Raw genomic sequence first — 20,516 nt, 5'->3', positions numbered from 1 at the left:
CAAGAAGTTTCTCTCAACAGCACCGCCGATGGATACGCATTATAGATCAATAATCTCCTAACGCAATACCTTTCTTTAATTATCTCATTCAGATGCTCGGTTTTTACTCGATTTAACCTCATATGAATAATTATTAGGCACTAATCAAGTAAATTAAACATTTTATAAAGATTTATGATGTTTTTGCCCCATTTATAGATGCATGCTATAAACTAGAATATATTCTCTGTGTTATTTTGGATTCAATGACATGTACAATCGGTCTAATAAACAAATTAAAATATCTGTACTCACATTATCATTATTTCTATCATGTGCTGTCCATGCAGAAACACCTTCAAATACTCCTGATAATAAACAAAACTTAACTATGGATCAGTTAAGTCTTACTGAATCAGCACAAATGCAAATTAAGCACTTTGGAAAAACCTTGGCAGTAGATGCAAGTGCATCTCAACCAGATCCAGTTAAAGATCCATTTCAGTCTGTAAATAGAAAAGTTTATGCTTTTAATAATACTTTAGATGGTTACATATTACGCCCTATTGCTGTTCAATATAAAGAGAAAGTACCTTCTGAAGTGCGTGGCTCTTATCGTTCTTTTCGGAATAACTTAGGTGAGCCTTGGAATGCAACGAATCAATTGGTGCAATGGAAGCCTCTAAAAGCATTAAAAACGCTTGGTCGTTTTACATTAAATACTTTAACCACTTTAGGACTTGCAGATCCTGCACAGCGCTTGAACCTAAACTATGAAGATGAAAGTTTAGGTACAACTTTAGGGTATTATCATGTGCCATCTGGTCCTTACTTAATGCTACCTTTGTTGGGTCCAAGTACTTTACGTGATGGATTAGGCTGGGCTGTGGACCGTCAAGCACGCCCCCAGAAATATATGTCTAAAGATTATGATGGACTTTACTGGACAGATACTGCTTTAGGTGCAATTGATTTAAGAAGCTCTTTCTTAGATGTCGAAAACGCACTTCAAGGTGACAAGTATGCTGCGTTACGTGATGCTTACTTGCAACGTAATAAGTTTGTGATTGCAGAAAAACAAGGGAATCCTAACGAGGGTGTTTCTTTTGTAGACGACACTAGCTCACCTTAATTTATTTAAATATATACGTTTATTTTTGCTTCTTTATTAGGTATTTTTAATATTTATGTATTTTATTCAGCCTTCTCGCACGGTATCCCACCTTGATTTTGTTTTAAAGGCACTACCTGGTATTACAGTTGTTTTGATCGAAGATCTTGATCAATGTGATCCAAATGTTGTAAGAATCTCTGATGTACATGATTTTTTAAAATACCAATGGCAAAGTCCAACTGTTGTGGTTGCATTCGAGCACGAAGGATCTGCTTTGGCCGAGGCCTGGCAACTGGGTGCTCTAGCAGGTTGGATTTGGCACAAAATTCCTAAACAACCGCTAGAGCAACTCAGCCAAATTAACGCTCAATATAAAAGAAACCAAGATAGTCGAGATTTACCAACGGCAGCAATTTTACAAAAAAAACTACTCCCTGACGCTATAGATATTCCAAGTTATGCCATAAATGCTTTTTTTAAACCTTCAGCTTATTTATCTGGAGATTGGTATGACTACTGGAAAATTAGTGACAAAGAAGTCATTTTTTACTTAGCGGATGTATCAGGTCATGGCGTAGCGAGTAGTTTACTTACTTCATGGATGGCTGCTTTTCATGGTAGCTCCAAGCGCCCACGCGAGTTAATTAAAAAATTAAATGGTATGTTAATTCAAGAGGATATAGAAAAACATATTACAATGATTTCAGGTGTTTTAAACTTTGAAACACATACTTTACGCTGGTCAAGTGCTGGACATTACCCTCCTGCTATTTTATTTAATGGTACAAATCAGCCCACCGTTTTAAATACCAGTAGCTTTGCTTTAGGCTTAACAGAAGATTTAGATATTGAAGAATTTGAGTGTGTTTTATCTAAAAATTCACGTTTTATTGTTTGCTCTGATGGCGTACTAGAAGCGTTTGAAGGTGGAGTCAATGAGCAATTCAAACAATTGGTCAAGCAGCTCGAATATGGTGATTTTATTGCGCCAGATCACGTTGTGGATGATATGGCAATACTCAGCATCATTCGTGAAAAATAGTTATATATCAGTATATTAAACAAATTAATGTGACTTTAACATACCGCCCTCTTGAGTATATTTATAGGCTGTGGGATAATTATACACTCCCTTTCAAGAAATGGCATATATATGTCAACAGGTCATGTTGAATATGCAAGCTTAAATGGTACTCACTTTTTCAAAATTATTGGAGAAGTACGTGCGCAGTCTTGTATAAGCCTAGACAAACTATTGGGTAAGATTGAACAACAATCTACAAATATGGTGAGTGCTGTTGTAGATCTCACACAAACTACCTTTATTGACAGTACTGTGCTCGGTATTTTAGCGAAGCTTGGTATTAAGTTAAAACAAAAGCATGCCATTCAAAGCGTAATGCTTTCGACCAATCCAGATATTACTACATTGGCAAATAGCATGGGACTTGGACAGGTATTTGCAATTTTAACATGCAATGAAGAAACCCGTGTATGTACCAAAGTTTTGCCTGATGACGATTTAACGCAAAAGGCAATGCTTACGACTGTTTTAGATGCACATAAAACATTATGTCAACTGAATCGTAGTAATAAAAATGTGTTTGAACCTCTCGTAAAACAATTAGAAAAAGAACAAGATGCTTTAAAATGTAGCCATTAAAATCTTTATAGGATGTTGAGTATGGCGCTCGTTTCTGTTGCACAAATGACATCTCAAAATGTAATTGAAGATAACTTATCTCACGTTAAAAAGTTAGCGATATCTTGTCATTCAAAAGGCTCGCAGTTATTAGTTTTACCTGAAAACTTTGCTTGTTTTGCACCTGGCCAACAAAGAAAAACTGCCGAGCAGTTTGAATACATTCAATCTTATTTAGAGCATATAGCACATACCTATCAACTTTGGATTGTTGCAGGCACAATCCCCTGTCCTTTTCGACCCAACGGTGATGTTGTTCCAGATGACAAAGTACGTACTACAAGCCTATGTATTTCCCCTGAAGGCACTGTCGCTCGCTATGATAAAATTCATTTATTTGATGTAATGGTCAATGATGCGATTGGTGGCTATAAAGAATCCGCACACTTTGAAGCAGGTAGTGATATTGTTGTTGCCAAGACACCTTTTGGCAATTTAGGATTAATGGTCTGTTATGACTTGCGCTTTCCTGAACTTGCCTTAGCTTTACGCCATAAAAATGCAGACTTTCTGACTGCACCTGCTGCTTTTACTTTTGCAACAGGTCGTGCACATTGGCAAATGTTATTACAAGCACGTGCAATTGATACACAATGTGCGGTACTAGGCGCAGCACAACAAGGTTTACATGGCGAGAAACGTGAAACATGGGGACACGCAAGTATAGTAAATGCTTATGGTGAACTTTTATGTCAGGTAACTGATGCAGGAAACCATGTAGTTCATGCAAATATTGATCTAAAAACACAACAATTAATAAGACATAATATGCCACTCATACAACACCATCGCTTATTAAAAGATCAGTTTTAATTTTAAATACTGTATAGTCCATCACTTTTTAAGATATGCTACAGAATAGATAAAATTTAAATGGGGTAGCTGTGAGCGTTGACTCTATAAACAAAAATCAATCGACTGAAGCCTCTTCTTGGTGGGGTGAATATATTTTCGAAATAGATACTCCTAGAACTTGGCAATTTGGCTCACTCATTTTGCGAATCACTCGCCATGCGCAAGAGTGGCGCATGGAATATCATCGACCTGTTTTACAGCATGATGATGAAATGGGTTGGCATGAAATTTTAGATACTGAATTCATGTTACCAGAGCCAGTACATATTGAACGCTATATGTTTAGAAAAACACAGCCTCAATTACAATTGATGCCCAAGCTTGCGGATCATTCTGTTGTTATTCACCCCGTAGAACCAATCTATGTACCTGCTGGTCAAAAAGGGTTGCTCTATGTCACAACACCGCTATGGCTCGTCGGGTTTGCTGAAGGCCAAGAAGAGCCTCTATTTGACATGCCTATTATTCAACCTAAAGAAACATGGTTTGGACCAGATACTCGCAAAGGTGAATTATGTTACGCCACTGAGGTCAATGGTCGTACAGATCTAGATAAATTAAGACATAATTTATTTAGAGCAGTCACACCAGTCATTTTTCAGAACACGAGCCATGAACAACTACGTTTTGATCGAATGAATGTACCAATTGTAGCATTACCTTTATTTTACAGTGAAAGTACCAATCGGTTGTGGACTTCACACATTAAAGTGATGCACGACTCTTCAGATCGGCTACCTCGTATTAAAATAGAAAACCGTACCCCGCCTCGTGCTGGTGAAGTGATGTATATGCATGCGCCTAGATCACCCGGTGGTGTTTTATTTAACATGTTTGACTCTTTTTTCTAGGCAAAATAATGGATAAAACACAAATTCCACAAGACCTTATTTCAAGTATAAAGGCATTATTTACCTCTTTTAGCTTAGATCGTGTCAGTGAGCTCTTTATTGCTGCATTACTATGCATAATCGGATTTATGAGTGCTCGACTGGTCTCGAACATGTTTATTCGCACCATTGGGTTACGTTTTAACGCACATCAACGGATGGTTTGGCGAAGAGGTATTTTTTATACCATTTTTCTATTTTTTATTATTGCCGCACTCAAAGAAGCTGGTTTCAAGGTTAGTATTTTCTTAGGTGCCGCAGGTATTTTAACGGTTGCACTTGGTTTTGCTTCACAAACTTCCGCAACAAACCTGATTAGTGGTTTATTTTTAATTGGTGAAGGTTCTTTTGAAGTCGGCGATATGATTCAAATGTCGCTCATACGCGGACAAGTGATTGAAGGTGAAGTAATCTCTATTGATTTACTGTCTGTAAAATTACTCACACTGGACAATATTTATATTCGCGTACCGAATGAACAGCTCATTCGAACACCTGTTTATAATATGTCTAAATACCCCATTCGGCGAATTCCACTGTCCGTACCTATTTCGTTCCAAGAAGATTTAAGTAAAGTTCGTAAAGTCCTTATTTCTACAGCATTTCATCACCCTTTGATTTTAGATGACCCTAAACCCCACATGGCTGTTACCGAATTCGCTGAGTCGTTTATACAGCTTAATTTTTTTGTTTGGTGTCATCAAAGCCACTACGGTCAAGTAAAGGATGAAATTTTAGAACGTATTCGTGATAGCTTTATTGCACATGATATTGAAATTCCTGTGCCTAAAATTAGTTTTGCACAAGACCCTTTGGCGGATATAGCGCCAAAACAATAATTGAGTATCCGTTTTATTGTACCAATCTATACATTGAATCTGCCTATAGACCATTTTTTAACGTAAAATACACTCAGATTTTATTGAGGAAGTTTTGTTATGCCACCATTTGTTTTAGTTGATGGGTCTTATTTTTTGTTTCGGGCATATCATGCACTTCCTCCACTGACCACATCTACAGGATTACATACCAACGCTATTCGTGGTGCAATCTCTGCTATACAAAAACTCATGCGTCGTACTCAACCTACGCATATGGCAGTGATTTTTGACACACCTGAACCTACTTTTCGTCATGTTTTATCTCCTATTTATAAAGGCAACCGTCCAAGCATGCCAGATGAATTGGCTGAGCAAATCCCTTATCTACACGCCATTATTCGTGCTTTAGGTATTCCGCTATATAGTCTTGCTGGAGCAGAAGCAGACGATATTATTGGAACACTCACTAAACATGCTGAACGTGAAAATCAACAGGTATTGATTTCTACAGGCGACAAAGATATGGCACAGCTCGTCAATGAAAATGTCAAACTTGAAGACAGTTTCAAAGAGCGTGTACTCGATGTTGACGGCGTTTTTGAGAAATTTGGCGTATGGCCTCACCAAATTATCGACTATTTAACGCTCATGGGAGATGCATCTGACGGCATTATGGGGGTACCTGGCGTTGGACAAAAAACAGCAGCCAAACTACTCACAGAATATGGCTCTATTGGTGGAATCTTAGAAAATGTAGCTAACATTAAAGGACGTGTTGGTAAAAACTTAGCTGAATATGCAGATGGTATTGCACTTGACCATCAACTGGCCAGTATTGTTTGTGACTTAGAGTTGTCTATTGAGTGGGATGATTTAAAACTACAGCCTCAAAACAATAATGAACTACGTAAATTATATACTGAACTTGAGTTTCGTAATCAGCTTCAATCCTTAGATCACCCTAATAATCCGAATACAAAGACTTATCAACAACAGCAAAACATTACGGTAAACCAAGAACAAAATACAGATCAAGACCAAGCAACACTAACTAGCACTGATGATTTATTGGGACAAGCCACGTACCATACAGTACTCACTGCAGAAGACTGGGATAAACTGTTTGCACGAATGCAAAGTGCAGACAAATTTGCGATAGATACTGAAACAACCTCTTTAGATTACCGGTTGGCAGAAATGGTTGGCTTTTCAATTGCATTTGATGCAAAAGATGCCTACTACGTACCATTTACCCATGACTATGAAGGTGCACCACAACAACTCGATCGTGACATGGTCTTAAACCAAATTAAACCGATCATTGAAAATCCAGGCATTAAAAAAATTGGTCACCACCTAAAATATGATGCTCACATTTTTGCCAATCATGGTATGACCCTGCAAGGCTGGTACTTCGATACCATGTTGGCCTCTTATGTACTTAACTCAACTGCAACTCGTCATGGCATGGATGATGTTGCACGTTTATACCTCAGCCATTTAAGTACGACATTTGAGCAAATTGCAGGCAAAGGCGTCAAGCAAAAAACATTTAATCAAATTGAATTAGATACTGCTGCCCACTATGCAGCAGAAGATGCACATGTAACTTATCGTTTACATGAAGTACTCAGTCAAAAGTTACAAGTCATACCCGAGCTAGGCCATATTTTACACCATATCGAAATGCCTGTTGCTGCAGTACTTACCCAAATGGAAGAACGTGGTGTACAACTCGACCCGGTGTTCTTAGAAAAATTAAGTGCAGAATTTTCAGAAACCATTCAGTCACTTGAAGAACGTGCCATAGAAATTGCAGGTGAAACGTTTAATGTAGCATCACCAAAACAAGTCGGTGAAGTCCTTTTTGACAAGTTAGGTATAAAAGGTGGTAAAAAAACGGCCTCTGGACAATACAGTACCAGCGAAAGTGTGATTGAAAAAATTGAGCATCCTTTCGCCGAAATTATTTTAGAATATCGTGGTCTAGCCAAACTCAAGAGTACCTATACGGACCGACTAGTAGAACAAGCACACAACGATACGTTACGTGTGCATACCAGCTACCATCAAGCAGTAACAACTACAGGGCGCTTGTCATCGTCTGACCCTAACTTACAAAATATTCCTATTCGCAGTGATATTGGTCGCCAAATCCGTAAAGCATTTGTTGCCCCCGAAGGCAAAACCATTATTGCTGCCGATTATTCGCAAATTGAATTACGTCTGATGGCACATTTTTCACAAGATGAAGCATTGATCGATGCATTTCGTCAAGGACAAGACATTCACAAGCGAACAGCGGCTGAAGTACTCGGTATTGCTTTAAATGATGTAACTTCGAACCAACGTCGTCAAGCTAAGGCAGTTAACTTTGGTTTACTTTATGGCATGTCTGAGTTTGGACTCACACGACAACTCGGTTTTACACGTGAAGAATCGAGAGATTATATTAAACAGTATTTTAATCGCTACCCTGGCATTTACGAGTACATGCAAAAAACGAGACAATTAGCACTTGAACAAGGGTATGTTGAAACAGTACTTGGCCGACGCTTATACACACCTGACATTAATGCCCGTAATGTCATGATACGAAAAGCTGCTGAACGTGCAGCCATTAATGCACCACTCCAAGGCAGCGCAGCCGACTTAATTAAATTGGCAATGATTGAGGTTGAAAAACAGTTACCAAAAAATCAAATCAAACTACTCTTACAAGTACACGATGAATTAATCTTTGAAGCCAATAGCAATGTAATAGATACTCTTATTCCTGAAATAGCTCGTATTATGTCTTCTGTACACCCTTTACTTGTACCGCTTGATGTTGATGTTGGACACGGACAAAACTGGGATGAAGCCCACTAAATGAGAATTTAGTGCAACAAAATATTGCAAATAGATGCATCGCTGATTTGATCTGCTACTATCTTAACTATGCCATGAAATGATCATGGCTTAGTGCAAAATTTAATCTGTGTTTTGTTTGTTGAATCCCTCCAGTCAACAAACTTATAGATTGCCCTTTTAATCTTTTAAAAGGGCATTTTTTTACAACTAATATATATCTATGATATCAATCATTGGGGGTACACGAAAACGAAAAGGTACGCCGACCATACCTGTACCTACAGTCACATATACATTGGCATATTCGTGCTCATATAACCCACGTTTATGTCCTAAACGAGATTTATTCTGCATCATTTTATTGGTAAACCATGGAATTTCAACTTGACCACCATGCGTATGCCCTGAAAGCATCAGTGGCTTATAGGCCAGTTTTGGTACCATATCTACTGTATCTGGATTATGTGAAACAATAATATAGGGTTTATCTTGTGGTAACTGTGCAATAAATTGCATATCTGCTTTACCTGCCCACAAATCCCCTACGCCGACCAATCTTACCTGATTCAATTCAATCATTTTATTTTCAATGTCGATAATACGATGTGATGAAAGCCCTGATTTTAATAGCTCTGAAATTGGAGGTCCCGGATAGGTTTCATCGTGGTTACCATTGACTGAATACACTGGTATATCTAACTGTTGAAATGCTGCCAAATGATCTGCTAAATGATGTGTCGGCTCATATGTCCAATCACCTGCAACCACAACAATATCTGGTTTCTCTTGTTGAATACGTTGAACAATGGTTTGAACTTGTCGTTTTGAACCCGAAAATAAGCCAATATGTAAATCTGCAATCAATGCAATTTTTAAAGGTGATGTATTTTTCTTCTCTGTTAAATCGTAATCTGTATATTTAACCACCAAAGTATGAGGCTCTATAAAACGAGCATAGCCGAGCCACAATGTAATCGTTAAACCAATACATGCACCCCACCATGACAATACGCCATCAATCCATGCATATAGCAACATGAAAAATATAGGAAATAGCAAATAACACAAATACCAGACCAATAAATGAATAAAAGATTTGACCGGTTGTACTGTGAGTGTTCTAGCTTGGCTGTACCAAGACATAGCCACTGCCCAAACAGTTAACACAGCAAAAATAATATACAATACTTGAAAAAACAAACTAGAATCCAACACACTTTACCTCAGATCAGGGTAAATTAAGTTTAAGCTAGACAGACACACGACTCACCATAGGCTCATTTCAAAGATATGATGTATATACCAACTTTATCAACATTTCAAAAAACTGCTGTGCGGGGAATATACACCTTTGGTATTTTAATGAGTCTAAGTGCATGCAGCACACTACCCCCTATTAAAGCAACGAAAGCGCTGTATAGTACAGACTTTGATACTTCTCAGACACAACTTTCGCAACTGGTTACGCCACTCAAACAGAGCCACGCAGGCCTTACAGGATATCACCTTTTATTTGACCCATTAGAAGCAATTGCTGCTCGCTTAAACTTAATTAATAAAGCACAAAAAACGCTCGACTTACAATATTACATTTGGGATAACGACAAAATTGGTGCACTGGCACTGTATGAAATTATTCAAGCCGCTGACCGTGGTGTTAAAGTACGGCTTTTAATTGACGATAACAATGCCAAAGAAATGGAAGGTATTTTTCTTGCATTAAGTCAACATGCCAACATAGAAGTTAAACTATACAACCCTTATAAATTTAGAAACCTACGTGCGCTTGACATTTTACTCGATTTAAAACGTGTAAACCGCCGTATGCACAATAAAAGCTTTGTTGTTGACCAAAGTATTGCTCTCATTGGTGGTCGTAATATGAGTAATCAATATTATTACACGAGTGACAATTATCAATTTTCAGATTTAGACGTGGTATTGGTCGGTGAAGCAGTCAATGATATTAGCCATTCATTTGATGACTATTGGAATGATTCGTACGCATATCCTGTACAACAGATTGTGAATCCTCGTCAGCACTTATTACGATATGATAGCTTAAAAAAACAACTCACCACACATTATGAGAAAGTCAGCGTACAAAATTACTTAGACCTTGCAAACCACTCTCATGCCTTTAACCAATGGCTATACCATGAGCTTGATTTGGACTGGGTGAAAGCAAAAGTAGTCCATGACAACCCAAGTAAAATACACAATCAAGCCAAACCACAAGACTACTTAGAAACCCAGTTGGCCAGTTACTTAGAACAACCCAAAGAAAATTTAGATATTGTATCTGCTTATTTTGTTCCAGAAAAAGCAGGGGTGGAATTACTCAGCAGTATGGTGCAACAGGGCGTAAAGGTCAGAGTCCTCACCAACTCTTTCAAAGCCAATGACGTCTGGCTCGTACATGCTTTTTATCAGAAATATCGAACAGATTTACTCAAAAATGGCGTACAACTGTATGAGTTTTTACCCACGTTAAGTGACAAAGCGCTCAAGGCCTATACTAAAAATGTTTCTCGTGACACTAAAATTAGCTTAAAAACGCTCAGTAGATCGAGCTTACATGCAAAAATGATGGCAGTAGATCAACAGGTTTTTATTGGTTCATTCAATTTAGACCCAAGGTCAGCAAAACTCAATGCTGAAATTGGTGTCTTACTGTATAGCAAACCCTTAGCGCAAGACATTCACCAAGCTCTATCAAAAGATATTAATAGTTACAGCTACAAATTGACTCTAACACCAGACCAAAAGATCACTTGGATCACAGATACACCTGTAGGCCAAATTAATTATACGAAAGAACCAAGTATGCAATGGTGGCAACAAGGTGGCTTGAAAATGATTTCCTTACTTCCGATAGAAGGTTTAATGTAATACTTTTTGGTGCAAGCTATGCAAACCTTCGTTCATTGTTGTTTGCACGATTGCCGTTAAACTGTCTAAATCATGCCCTTCTACAGAAATAATAGGCATAAACATCACATGTGCCGTTACTTTTGGCATTTCTAATACCTTTTGCACATGCTCAGCCATACTCACATCACCATAATAGGGTGCAATCTGATCTAAGTGCCCGTCTTGATTAACGTAGCAAATTAAAGCCAATTGCACAGGCTTTTCAGCAGCTAAAGCTGCACCCAAAATACGACCATGTATACGCTTAATTTTCGTACCATCTGAAGTCGTGGCTTCAGGAAAAAACAACACTGGAATATCTTGTTTTAAAAATGTACTGATTTGCTCTCGGATTTTATTTGAATCGCCCGAACCGCGCTTGATAAACAATGTGCCAGCACTTTTAGCCAACTGCCCCACAATTGGCCATGTGCCAATTTCAGCTTTTGCCAAAAAAAATACCCGTGCACTTGAACCCAGTACTAAAATATCTAACCAAGACACATGGTTACTCGCCCATAAAGCCGTTGTATTACGATTTACTTGGCCATGTACTTGAATGTCTAAATTAAATACATCACACATTTTTCGACAGAACCATTGAATATATTTCGTATTTTCAGGGTTGTTTGGTGACTTATATAGCTGGTTTTTATAAACCACAAAAAAGCCTTCTCCCATAACGGTTACGCCATGGCTCACTTTTTTACTATAGTGAAAAGCACGTGCAACATTACGCTTTCCTAAATCGAACATATTTTGTATTTTATTTATCATCATTAACGTACAACACAGGCAAAAATTTATTTAATTTATTTTTTTGATCTACCATTCAAACAATCGAATAAAACCATTATATTTTTCAATTTCATTTAATTGTTCGATTCTAATAAAATAAGTTTATTAAAGGTAGGAGCAAAAGTTATGAATACTGTAAATCATGCAACAGAAAAAATGAAGCCACAAAATGCAATGTACCAGCTAAAAATTATTGCTGGTTGCTCTATTTTGTACATTGGTTCATTTTTACTGGTCTGCAAAATATTTTCAACAATTTTATAAGTGTATTCTACAACGCCTAATGCTACACTTTTTAAGCAGTCTAAACTAACCTTAGGTGGTAACTCAATCAGTGGAATACTTTGATCGGCATGAAGGCGGTGAACGTGCCATACTCGTTCACGTAAACGTACAAATATTACAAGACCTAGATGCAGAAGAGTTTCAACTTCTCGCCCAATCTGCAGGTGCAGAAATTTTAGAACAGATCACGGCTCAGCGACAAAAGCCAGACCCGAAGCTGTTTATTGGTTCAGGAAAAGCCGAAGAGATTGCACAACTGGTAGAATCTCTTGAAGCAGAATTAGTTATTTTTGACCATGCACTGTCACCTGCACAAGAAAGAAACCTTGAAAAAGTATTCAAATGCCGTGTTATTGACCGTACAGGTCTTATTCTAGACATTTTTGCCCAACGTGCTAGAACCCACGAGGGTAAACTACAGGTTGAACTTGCACAGCTCGAACACCTATCTACCCGTCTAGTTCGAGGTTGGACACACTTAGAACGACAAAAAGGCGGTATTGGTTTACGTGGCCCCGGTGAGTCGCAGCTCGAAACTGACCGTCGTTTACTTCGTGTACGTATGGGACAGCTCAAAGAAAAGCTAGATAAAGTACGTCAAACACGTGTACAAGGTCGTGCTGCCCGCCAAAAAGCAGCTATACCAACTGTATCTATTGTAGGCTATACCAATGCAGGAAAATCGACCCTGTTTAATATTTTAGCGCAAAGTGATGTCTACGCAGCCGATCAGCTTTTTGCAACTCTCGACCCAACTTTGCGGCGCTTATCATGGGATGGTGTTGGTGCTTTAGTCCTTGCAGATACTGTAGGTTTTGTACGTGATTTACCCCATGCCTTGGTCGAATCTTTTAAAGCCACGCTTGAAGAAACGCTTGAAGCAACTTTACTGCTACATGTCATTGACAGTAGTAGCCCTGAAATGATGGAACAAATTGACGCCGTTGAAAAAGTGCTGAAAGAAATTGGGGCAGATATTCAAATGCTTCGTGTCTACAACAAAATTGACCGAAGTGCAGAAGATGCCAAAATTATTTATGCTAAGCCAGATTTACCTGAACGTGTTTACGTATCTGCCCATAGCGGACAAGGGCTAGACCTGCTCAAACAAGCTGTGCAAGAGTGTTTACTCGGTCACAGACAACCGTTTCAACTAAACATTAAACCGCAATACGGTAAGCTCAAAACACAATTATATAACTTAAATGTGATACAAGACGAGCACTATGATGACTTTGGCAATCTGATTTTAGACATTCTGATTGCCCCACAAAAACTTGAAGAAACCATCAAAAAACTACATGTACCGATGGAAGATATTTTAGGTGAGCAAGCAAAGCAATTTCAAAGACCGCTCGAAGCATTTGAAAAAGAAATGTCTTAGCCTTATTTTTCTAGAGCAAATCATCAATGAAAAAACGAAATACCATTGATTGGCCCGCATGGATTGTCAATATACTACTCATTGTACTGTTTCGGGAAGTTGCGGTTTGGATTATGGCGCAACTTCATCACCCTGAATTAGGTAACCTACTCGGTTTAATCAGCTTACTCATCTGTATGGCACTATGGCGAAAATTCAAACATTCGCCACTTCGTGTGGTCGATACCAATAATAAAATTATGAAAGAAAGTGCTTTTGCTTTTTTACCCATTTGTGCAGGTGCTTTAATTACTCTTATGCACATGGGAAAACAAACACCTGTCTTTTTACTCATCTTATTTGTGAGCACACTTGTACCTCTATGGGTTTATGCACACATTTCAAAACGCTTTTTATAAAAGTTTAAAGGAATATTCGTGATTATTTATAGCTTTGCAATCACTCTAATCGCGTACATTGTCGCAAAAGGCATTAACATCTATCTGCCCCGTATTCCTGTAATTGTGACCAGTATGTGTTTAGTCGTGGCATTTTTATATATTTTACGTGTACCTTACGAAATTTATGCCACGAACACACAAAATATTTTTAACCATCTGCTTGGTTATGCCACAGTAGCTCTTGCAATTCCTTTAGCAACGATGCGTTATGATGACTTAGCACTCAAACCACTCATTGGGATTCTAAGCTTTGCCAGCTTAAGTGCTGTGAGCCTACCCATGATTTTAGCCTATTTATTCCACCTATCTGAACCGACAGTTTTAGCTTTTGCTACACGTGCCGTCACCACACCGATTGCACTCAATATTGCTGCGCTGATTGGCTCACCGGTTTCTATGGTCAGTTTGATTGTCATTTTATCGGGTTTAATTGGCGGTGGTTTTGCGTCAGTCGTACTTAAAAATGTACACGATGAACGTGCCGTTGGTTTGGCTTTAGGTCTAGCTGCACATGCCATTGGCACAGTACAAGCATGGCAACGTAGCCCTGTTGCAGGGCGTTATGCTGCTTTTGGCATGGCAGTAAACGGCGTGTTTACAGCAATTTGGTTACCGCTTGCGTTTTCTCTCATTCATGGCTAAATATGAATGGTTGGATTAGGTACTGAAAAAACCTGCCCATCTTCTAAACGCTGCGCAATCAGCGTATGACCCCATACACAACCACCATCGACATTATGCATTAAGGCTTGATGTGTCTGTCCTTCTAATGCAGCCCAATGCCCAAAAAATATCTGCTGTGAGTATTGATCTGCTCGGTTATGCTCAAACCACGGCGTAAACCCATCTGGCATGGCATCAGATAAACTTTCTTTAAAACTAAACTCAAGCGTACCATCGCGAGCGATTAAACGCATACGTGTTAAATAATTTACAATCACCCGAAAGCGATCTTCATTCATTAAATCATCTGACCAAATATTTGGCTTTTTACCATACATTTGAGTTAAAAAAAGATCAACATTTTGCCAATCTTGATCTTGCAAAACGATTTCAACCTCATGGGCATAAGCCTGAGCTTGTGTGATTGACCAAATATGAGGAATACCTGCATGAGTCATCACTGTATTTTCATTTAAACGTAAAAATAACGGTTGCTGACGTAACCAATCAATTAATTCAAAAACATCATTTGCATTTAAAATATCATCGACATGATCTTTTTTATTGATTTTTTTTACCCCCCGAGCATACGCTAAAAGGGTTAAATCATGGTTGCCCAGTACAGTGGCTGCACAGCCTTGTGTGACTAAATTTTTAACCAAACGCAGTGCAGACAAAGAGTCTTCACCACGTGCGACCAAGTCACCTGTAAACCATAAAAAGTCTTGTGATGGGTCAAATGCAATTTTATCAAGCAGCAATAGCAATGCTTGATAACACCCTTGCACATCACCAATCACATAATTCGACTTTTTCATGATGTTAAGCCTCAAGCATGTGATCTGAGAGTGAAACAAACTCTGCCAGAGTCAGCGTTTCAGGTCGTGCCATAGGGTTAATTGCTGTAACTTCAAATGCATCGTCAGACAGCATACCTTTTAAGCTATTACGCAAGGTTTTACGACGCTGCGTAAATACATGTGCCACCAAACGAGCTAAGGCCTTTTCATTTTTCGCAACAATTGGTTTTGTTTCATACGGTACAAGACGAAATACTGCACTCGTGACTTTAGGTGGTGGATTAAACGATCCCGGTGGGACTTCAAACAAAAAACTAGGTTTACTGTAATATTGAATCATCACCGACAAACGACCATATTCCTTGGTATTTGGCACAGCAGTGATACGATCTACCACTTCTTTTTGCAACATAAAGTGCATGTCTTTAATATTGCCACCAAAGGTTAAAAGATGAAATAACAATGGTGTTGAAATATTATAAGGTAAATTACCCACGATTCTTAACGGCTTTTCAGGTTGAAAAAGTGTCGTAAAATCAAATTTTAATGCATCAGCTTCAATAATCGTTAAACGCTCTGGATGAGGCACACGCTTTGGTAATCCTGCAGCCAAATCTCGATCTAACTCAATGACAGTTAACGCATCACACTCGCCAATGAGCGGTGCTGTTAAAGCGGCTAAACCGGGGCCAATTTCGACAATATTTTCACCATCACGTGGATGTACTGCACGCACAATTTTTGCAATCACACGCTGATCATGTAAAAAGTTTTGCCCAAAACGTTTTCGTGCCTGATGCCCTTCTTCTTTTGGGTTCAAGGCATTAATTTGATACATATATAAATTCCAACAAATTATTTAGCATGTGCCAACTGTAATGCCAACATTACAGCCACATGTAAACTAGAAGCTTTGGCTTGACCTGTACCTGCTAGACCCAGTGCCGTACCATGGTCAACAGAGGTGCGAATAAACGGCAAACCTAATGTAATATTGACCGCTTCACCAAATCCTTGCGATTTTAACACAGGTAATCCTTGATCATGATACATTGCCAACACTGCATCGGCATCTTTTAAATAATCATGCCTAAATAACGTATCTGCAGGCAATGCTAAGCTGATACTTTCGCCACGCTCACGATACCCCATTAATACAGGGTTAATGATATCAATCTCTTCATGGCCTAAATAACCACCCTCACCGGCATGTGGATTTAAACCACAGACTAAAATTCTGGGCTGATTGATTTTAAATTTTTCTTTCAAGTCATGAATTAAAATATCAAGCACTTGGGTTAAACGCTGTGCTGTAATATGTTCTGCCACCGCTTTTAAAGGTAAATGAGTCGTCACTAATGCCACTCTCAGTGTATTTGTGGCCAGCATCATCACGACTTGGGGCACACCTGCTATCTCTTGATAAAATTCGGTATGTCCACTAAACGCAATACCAGCATCATTGATCACTGACTTTTGTACAGGTGCTGTTGCAACGCCTACACTTTTTCCAGATAAAGCATACTCAGCAGAACGTTTGAGTTGTTCTATCACGTAGCCTGCATTATTTACATTCAACTCCCCTGCTTGCACCTTATCATTTAATACAACAGGCTCAATATAAAGTTGATTGAGTTGTGCAGGTACAGACTGCCCTGTATAAATAATACACTCAATGTTTATTCCTAACTGCTTTGCACGGGCTTGCATTAAGTCCAAATCTGCTAAAACCACCACAGGACGGTCATATACTTGGCTTGCCAAAGACAAACAAATATCTGGCCCAATACCCGCAGGTTCGCCACTGGTCACATAAAGCGGTTTCATAGGATCTTCCTATCTATTTTTGCAATGTAAACACTCACTGTCACAATTATACGCCAAGCGAACATCAACACTGTTGTATTTTTCTAAATCCAATCAAAAAATACAACTAAATTACTTTTCATTGTGTACTGATTGAGCTAGAATGTGCCCTCAATTTTATATTGATGTTGTGGTGTCAAATGATCTTTTCATAGATACCCAACTTTTTTATTGTTTGAGCACGCTCATGTTCAAACCAACTATAATAGGTAATGTAGTAGATGAAAACTCTCAGCGCAAAGCCAGCTGAGGTTCAACACGACTGGTTCGTTGTTGATGCTTCTGGCAAAACTCTTGGTCGTTTAGCGACTGAAATCGCTCGCCGTTTACGTGGTAAGCACAAAACATCTTTCACACCTCACGTTGACACTGGTGATTACATCGTTGTAATTAACGCAGAACAAGTTCAAGTGACTGGTAAGAAAGCATTGAACAAAAAATACTATCGCCACACTGAATTCCCAGGCGGTTTAAAAGAAACTAACTTTGAAAAGTTAATTGCACATAAACCAGAAGAAATCTTCCAACGCGCTGTAAAAGGCATGTTACCAAAAGGCCCTCTTGGTTATGCAATGATCAAGAAGATGAAAGTGTACGCTGGCAGCGAGCACCCTCATACTGCTCAACAGCCACAAGTTTTAGACGTCTAAGGGATACTGCACATGGCTACTAATTATGGTACAGGTCGCCGTAAGACCGCAACTGCACGTGTTTTCTTGTCTGCTGGTACAGGAAACATCAAAATTAACAACCGCTCTTTAGAGCAATATTTCGGTCGTGAAACTGCACGTATGGTTGTTCGTCAACCATTAGAGTTACTTGACGTTGTAACTAAATTCGATCTTTACATCACTGTAAAAGGTGGTGGTATTGGTGGTCAAGCTGGTGCTATTCGTCACGGTATTACTCGTGCACTCATCGCATCTGACGAAACGTTGAAATCTTCACTTCGTCAAGCTGGTTTCGTTACTCGTGATGCTCGTGAAGTTGAACGTAAGAAACTTGGTTTACGTAAAGCACGTAAACGTCCTCAGTTCTCTAAACGTTAATTCGTTTACAGATGCTGGAAAAAAACCTCGGATTTTCCGAGGTTTTTTATACACATATTGTTATTTTTTTATACTTGCACGTTGCACCAACCAATCGACATGATCTAAGCCTGTCACCTGTTGCAAATTCACCTGTAATGGCTGTACTGCATTTAAACCATTAAAAACCAGCTGTGATTTACCCAAAATTTGAATATTTTGGTACTGAATATCATGCCAATTCGCCTGTGTATCTCCTGCTTTATTTTCATATACAGTATCTTGTATCAAAGCATGTTTTATATTTTCTAAAGTCATATTTTTATATAACACTTGAGAAACTTCACCTGCTGCCGAACGATCACTTTTAATTCTCAAACCATTTTCTGCACCATGAATATATAATCCATCAATATCTACCGCATAAACACCCGCTTGTGTTTCACTACCAATAGACACACCATGCCCTGCACCAAAATTATTATCGATGATCGAAATATTTCGTGATGGTCCTGTATGTATATTGGCTTTAATCGCAATATGGTCATCGCCTGTAGAAATATGACTGCGTGTAATGGTGACATTTTCTGAGGAGTTAATATCTATACCATCAGTATTTCTGGCATCACTTGGATTATCTAAATGTAAACCCCATACCGTTAAGCCACTGCTTTGTGAAAAAACTAATCCAAAATGTGGCGTATTTTGAACATGTAGCTGATAAAAAGTCAGATTATGGCTATGGTTGATTTGAATTAGGCGGGGCGCACTATATTTTTCATGTAAATGTTGTGCTTGTCTTGCCAACTGCCACCAACTCCATGGCTGATCTTGTAACTGTTTATCACCTTGGCCATCTATTTCACCTTGGCCATAAATTCCACTCTCAGAAACATGGTCAAACGTAATGATGGGTAAACAACCATTTCCATCTCCGCCCAACGTGCCACAACTGTGATTTCCTCGATCGAAAACCACACTTCTGTTGACTGCACGCAATACCACACCTGAATCAATTTCTAGGCTTATTCCCGTTGGTACCTGCAAAGGACCTGTTAAAAAGACGTTTTGATTAGCCATTTTTTTAAGTGCCACAGCTTGACCTTTTACACAACTCACCAATGCAGTCTGAATCTCTTTTGTACTGTCCTCATTATTTGCAAATAATGTTTGGCATATTTTAGGCTGTTTCGGTTCAACCACTGATCGCGTATCTTGTGCAAATCCTAATGAATTGAAAGAGCACAAACAAAAGAGACAAGTATATTGAGCTAAATTTGGCATAGCATTATAACCAGTATGCTGTGATGGATAGATGATATCAACATATCCAAATAATTTTTTGCTTAAAATACCCTTCGAATGAACCAAATCCTACATGATTGTATTAAAGAAAAGAAACCGCTTAACCCGTGCTTTTAAAACGTATTTTTAGTATGCTAAATGATTGAAGTAAACTTGCAGTATTTTCATGACACTCGACATTTCAGACAATCAAAGTATGACTTTACTCAGTCACTCAGATGATTTTAGATCACACTGGGTACGTTTTATGCTTGCTGAAAAAGAGATCAAACATCAACTGATATTAACTGACTATGATGATGAAGACCTTATTTCGCTGAGTCCATATCAAAATTTACCTGTATTGCTAGACCAAGGCGTTAAACTGTTTAATACTGCAATTATTGCCGAATATTTAGATGATCGTTACCGTCAAAATAAACTCTTTACAGACAACCCCATTCAACGTGCTGAACAACGTCAATATATTTGGCGCTTTGAAAAAGATTGGTTTCAATTGGCTGACCATATGCTACGTCATGCCGATAGCTTAGATCCTCAAAAAAAACAACTCGCACAAAAAAAGTTAAGAGATACGCTCATCTCGCTTACTCCGCTGTTTCAACATTTTCCTTTTTTTATGTCAGATCATTTTTCTGTATTAGATTGCATGATTGCCCCAATGTTGCTACGGTTAGAAGACATGGGAGTACATCTCCCACCCACACAATGTCGTGCCATTTTTTTGTACCAACAAAAGCTATTTAATCGTACAGGCTTTGTCAAAGCCATGACAACACAAGAAAAAAATAGGTATAGTAAACATATTGTAAAACGCTAG

At 38.6% G+C, this 20,516-nt stretch carries 21 protein-coding genes; 15 read left to right on the top strand and 6 right to left on the bottom strand.

What is annotated here, in order from left to right; translation table 11 throughout:
- Positions 1-250 precede the first annotated feature (250 nt).
- From BLS38_RS12385 to polA, 7 genes are all read left to right on the top strand, one after another.
- Positions 251-1,111, top strand: a complete 861-nt coding sequence (locus BLS38_RS12385) for an MlaA family lipoprotein (RefSeq protein WP_092750069.1) — start codon at positions 251-253, stop codon at positions 1,109-1,111.
- A gap of 55 nt (positions 1,112-1,166) precedes the next feature.
- The gene (locus BLS38_RS12380; RefSeq protein WP_092750067.1) at positions 1,167-2,135 is read left to right on the top strand and encodes a PP2C family protein-serine/threonine phosphatase; all 969 of its coding nucleotides are present in this window, start codon (positions 1,167-1,169) and stop codon (positions 2,133-2,135) included.
- Positions 2,136-2,246: 111 nt separating this feature from the next.
- Positions 2,247-2,756 carry an anti-anti-sigma factor GigB gene (gigB, locus tag BLS38_RS12375; RefSeq protein WP_092750065.1) on the top strand — a complete coding sequence of 170 codons (510 nt, stop codon included), beginning with the start codon at positions 2,247-2,249 and terminating at the stop codon, positions 2,754-2,756.
- A gap of 21 nt (positions 2,757-2,777) precedes the next feature.
- Positions 2,778-3,608: a carbon-nitrogen hydrolase family protein gene (locus BLS38_RS12370; RefSeq protein ID WP_092750063.1), complete on the top strand. Its 831-nt coding sequence runs from the start codon at positions 2,778-2,780 to the stop codon at positions 3,606-3,608.
- 71 nt (positions 3,609-3,679) lie between these two features.
- Complete coding sequence (locus BLS38_RS12365) at positions 3,680-4,501, top strand: hypothetical protein (RefSeq protein WP_092750061.1); 822 nt, start codon at positions 3,680-3,682, stop codon at positions 4,499-4,501.
- An 8-nt stretch (positions 4,502-4,509) separates the two neighbouring features.
- Positions 4,510-5,379 carry a mechanosensitive ion channel family protein gene (locus BLS38_RS12360; protein ID WP_092750059.1) on the top strand — a complete coding sequence of 290 codons (870 nt, stop codon included), beginning with the start codon at positions 4,510-4,512 and terminating at the stop codon, positions 5,377-5,379.
- A gap of 99 nt (positions 5,380-5,478) precedes the next feature.
- Positions 5,479-8,232, top strand: a complete 2,754-nt coding sequence (gene polA / locus BLS38_RS12355; RefSeq protein ID WP_092750057.1) for a DNA polymerase I — start codon at positions 5,479-5,481, stop codon at positions 8,230-8,232.
- A 189-nt stretch (positions 8,233-8,421) separates the two neighbouring features.
- Here polA and BLS38_RS12350 read toward each other — a convergent pair whose 3' ends face one another.
- Positions 8,422-9,429 (bottom strand): metallophosphoesterase, encoded by a 1,008-nt coding sequence (locus BLS38_RS12350; RefSeq protein WP_244518310.1) that lies wholly within the window; start codon positions 9,427-9,429, stop codon positions 8,422-8,424.
- A gap of 147 nt (positions 9,430-9,576) precedes the next feature.
- Between BLS38_RS12350 and BLS38_RS12345 the strand changes: the two genes are divergently transcribed.
- Positions 9,577-11,106 carry a phospholipase D-like domain-containing protein gene (locus BLS38_RS12345; protein WP_244518308.1) on the top strand — a complete coding sequence of 510 codons (1,530 nt, stop codon included), beginning with the start codon at positions 9,577-9,579 and terminating at the stop codon, positions 11,104-11,106.
- On the opposite strand, the gene BLS38_RS12340 is transcribed toward BLS38_RS12345, so the two are convergent.
- On the bottom strand, positions 11,098-11,883 hold the full coding sequence (locus tag BLS38_RS12340) for a lysophospholipid acyltransferase family protein (RefSeq protein ID WP_092750055.1): 786 nt from the start codon (positions 11,881-11,883) through the stop codon (positions 11,098-11,100). The genes BLS38_RS12345 and BLS38_RS12340 overlap by 9 nt on opposite strands.
- A gap of 168 nt (positions 11,884-12,051) precedes the next feature.
- On the opposite strand from BLS38_RS12340, the gene BLS38_RS13035 reads away from it, so the two are divergent.
- The 4 genes from BLS38_RS13035 (at position 12,052) to BLS38_RS12325 (ending at position 14,676) form a co-directional block, all read left to right on the top strand.
- Positions 12,052-12,189 carry a hypothetical protein gene (locus tag BLS38_RS13035; RefSeq protein WP_171258591.1) on the top strand — a complete coding sequence of 46 codons (138 nt, stop codon included), beginning with the start codon at positions 12,052-12,054 and terminating at the stop codon, positions 12,187-12,189.
- 70 nt (positions 12,190-12,259) lie between these two features.
- On the top strand, positions 12,260-13,594 hold the full coding sequence (gene hflX / locus BLS38_RS12335; protein WP_092750053.1) for a ribosome rescue GTPase HflX: 1,335 nt from the start codon (positions 12,260-12,262) through the stop codon (positions 13,592-13,594).
- Between the two features lie 26 nt (positions 13,595-13,620).
- Positions 13,621-13,992: a hypothetical protein gene (locus BLS38_RS12330; protein WP_092750051.1), complete on the top strand. Its 372-nt coding sequence runs from the start codon at positions 13,621-13,623 to the stop codon at positions 13,990-13,992.
- 12 nt (positions 13,993-14,004) lie between these two features.
- Complete coding sequence (locus tag BLS38_RS12325) at positions 14,005-14,676, top strand: LrgB family protein (protein ID WP_092750049.1); 672 nt, start codon at positions 14,005-14,007, stop codon at positions 14,674-14,676.
- Here BLS38_RS12325 and BLS38_RS12320 read toward each other — a convergent pair.
- The 3 genes from BLS38_RS12320 to pdxA are packed head-to-tail and all read right to left on the bottom strand — an operon-like array spanning position 14,673 to position 17,324.
- Complete coding sequence (locus BLS38_RS12320; RefSeq protein ID WP_171258592.1) at positions 14,673-15,518, bottom strand: symmetrical bis(5'-nucleosyl)-tetraphosphatase; 846 nt, start codon at positions 15,516-15,518, stop codon at positions 14,673-14,675. The genes BLS38_RS12325 and BLS38_RS12320 overlap by 4 nt on opposite strands.
- 1 nt (position 15,519) lies before the next feature.
- Positions 15,520-16,335 (bottom strand): 16S rRNA (adenine(1518)-N(6)/adenine(1519)-N(6))-dimethyltransferase RsmA, encoded by an 816-nt coding sequence (gene rsmA / locus BLS38_RS12315; RefSeq protein WP_092750045.1) that lies wholly within the window; start codon positions 16,333-16,335, stop codon positions 15,520-15,522.
- A gap of 17 nt (positions 16,336-16,352) precedes the next feature.
- Positions 16,353-17,324, bottom strand: coding sequence for a 4-hydroxythreonine-4-phosphate dehydrogenase PdxA (gene pdxA, locus BLS38_RS12310; RefSeq protein WP_092750043.1), 972 nt, complete (start codon positions 17,322-17,324; stop codon positions 16,353-16,355).
- Positions 17,325-17,584: 260 nt separating this feature from the next.
- On the opposite strand from pdxA, the gene rplM reads away from it, so the two are divergent.
- Together rplM and rpsI are read left to right on the top strand one after the other, a co-directional pair.
- Complete coding sequence (gene rplM / locus BLS38_RS12305; RefSeq protein WP_092750041.1) at positions 17,585-18,013, top strand: 50S ribosomal protein L13; 429 nt, start codon at positions 17,585-17,587, stop codon at positions 18,011-18,013.
- Positions 18,014-18,025: 12 nt separating this feature from the next.
- Positions 18,026-18,412, top strand: coding sequence for a 30S ribosomal protein S9 (rpsI, locus tag BLS38_RS12300; RefSeq protein ID WP_092750039.1), 387 nt, complete (start codon positions 18,026-18,028; stop codon positions 18,410-18,412).
- 60 nt (positions 18,413-18,472) lie between these two features.
- On the opposite strand, the gene BLS38_RS12295 is transcribed toward rpsI, so the two are convergent.
- Complete coding sequence (locus tag BLS38_RS12295; RefSeq protein WP_143230139.1) at positions 18,473-19,675, bottom strand: glycoside hydrolase family 28 protein; 1,203 nt, start codon at positions 19,673-19,675, stop codon at positions 18,473-18,475.
- A gap of 187 nt (positions 19,676-19,862) precedes the next feature.
- Between BLS38_RS12295 and BLS38_RS12290 the strand changes: the two genes are divergently transcribed.
- Positions 19,863-20,516 (top strand): glutathione S-transferase N-terminal domain-containing protein, encoded by a 654-nt coding sequence (locus tag BLS38_RS12290; RefSeq protein ID WP_092750035.1) that lies wholly within the window; start codon positions 19,863-19,865, stop codon positions 20,514-20,516.

It is taken from the genome of Acinetobacter boissieri (assembly GCF_900096955.1).
Lineage (GTDB): Bacteria > Pseudomonadota > Gammaproteobacteria > Pseudomonadales > Moraxellaceae > Acinetobacter > Acinetobacter boissieri.
The sequence above is the reverse complement of the archived record's forward strand: the minus strand, read 5'-3'. Positions and strand labels throughout refer to the sequence as shown.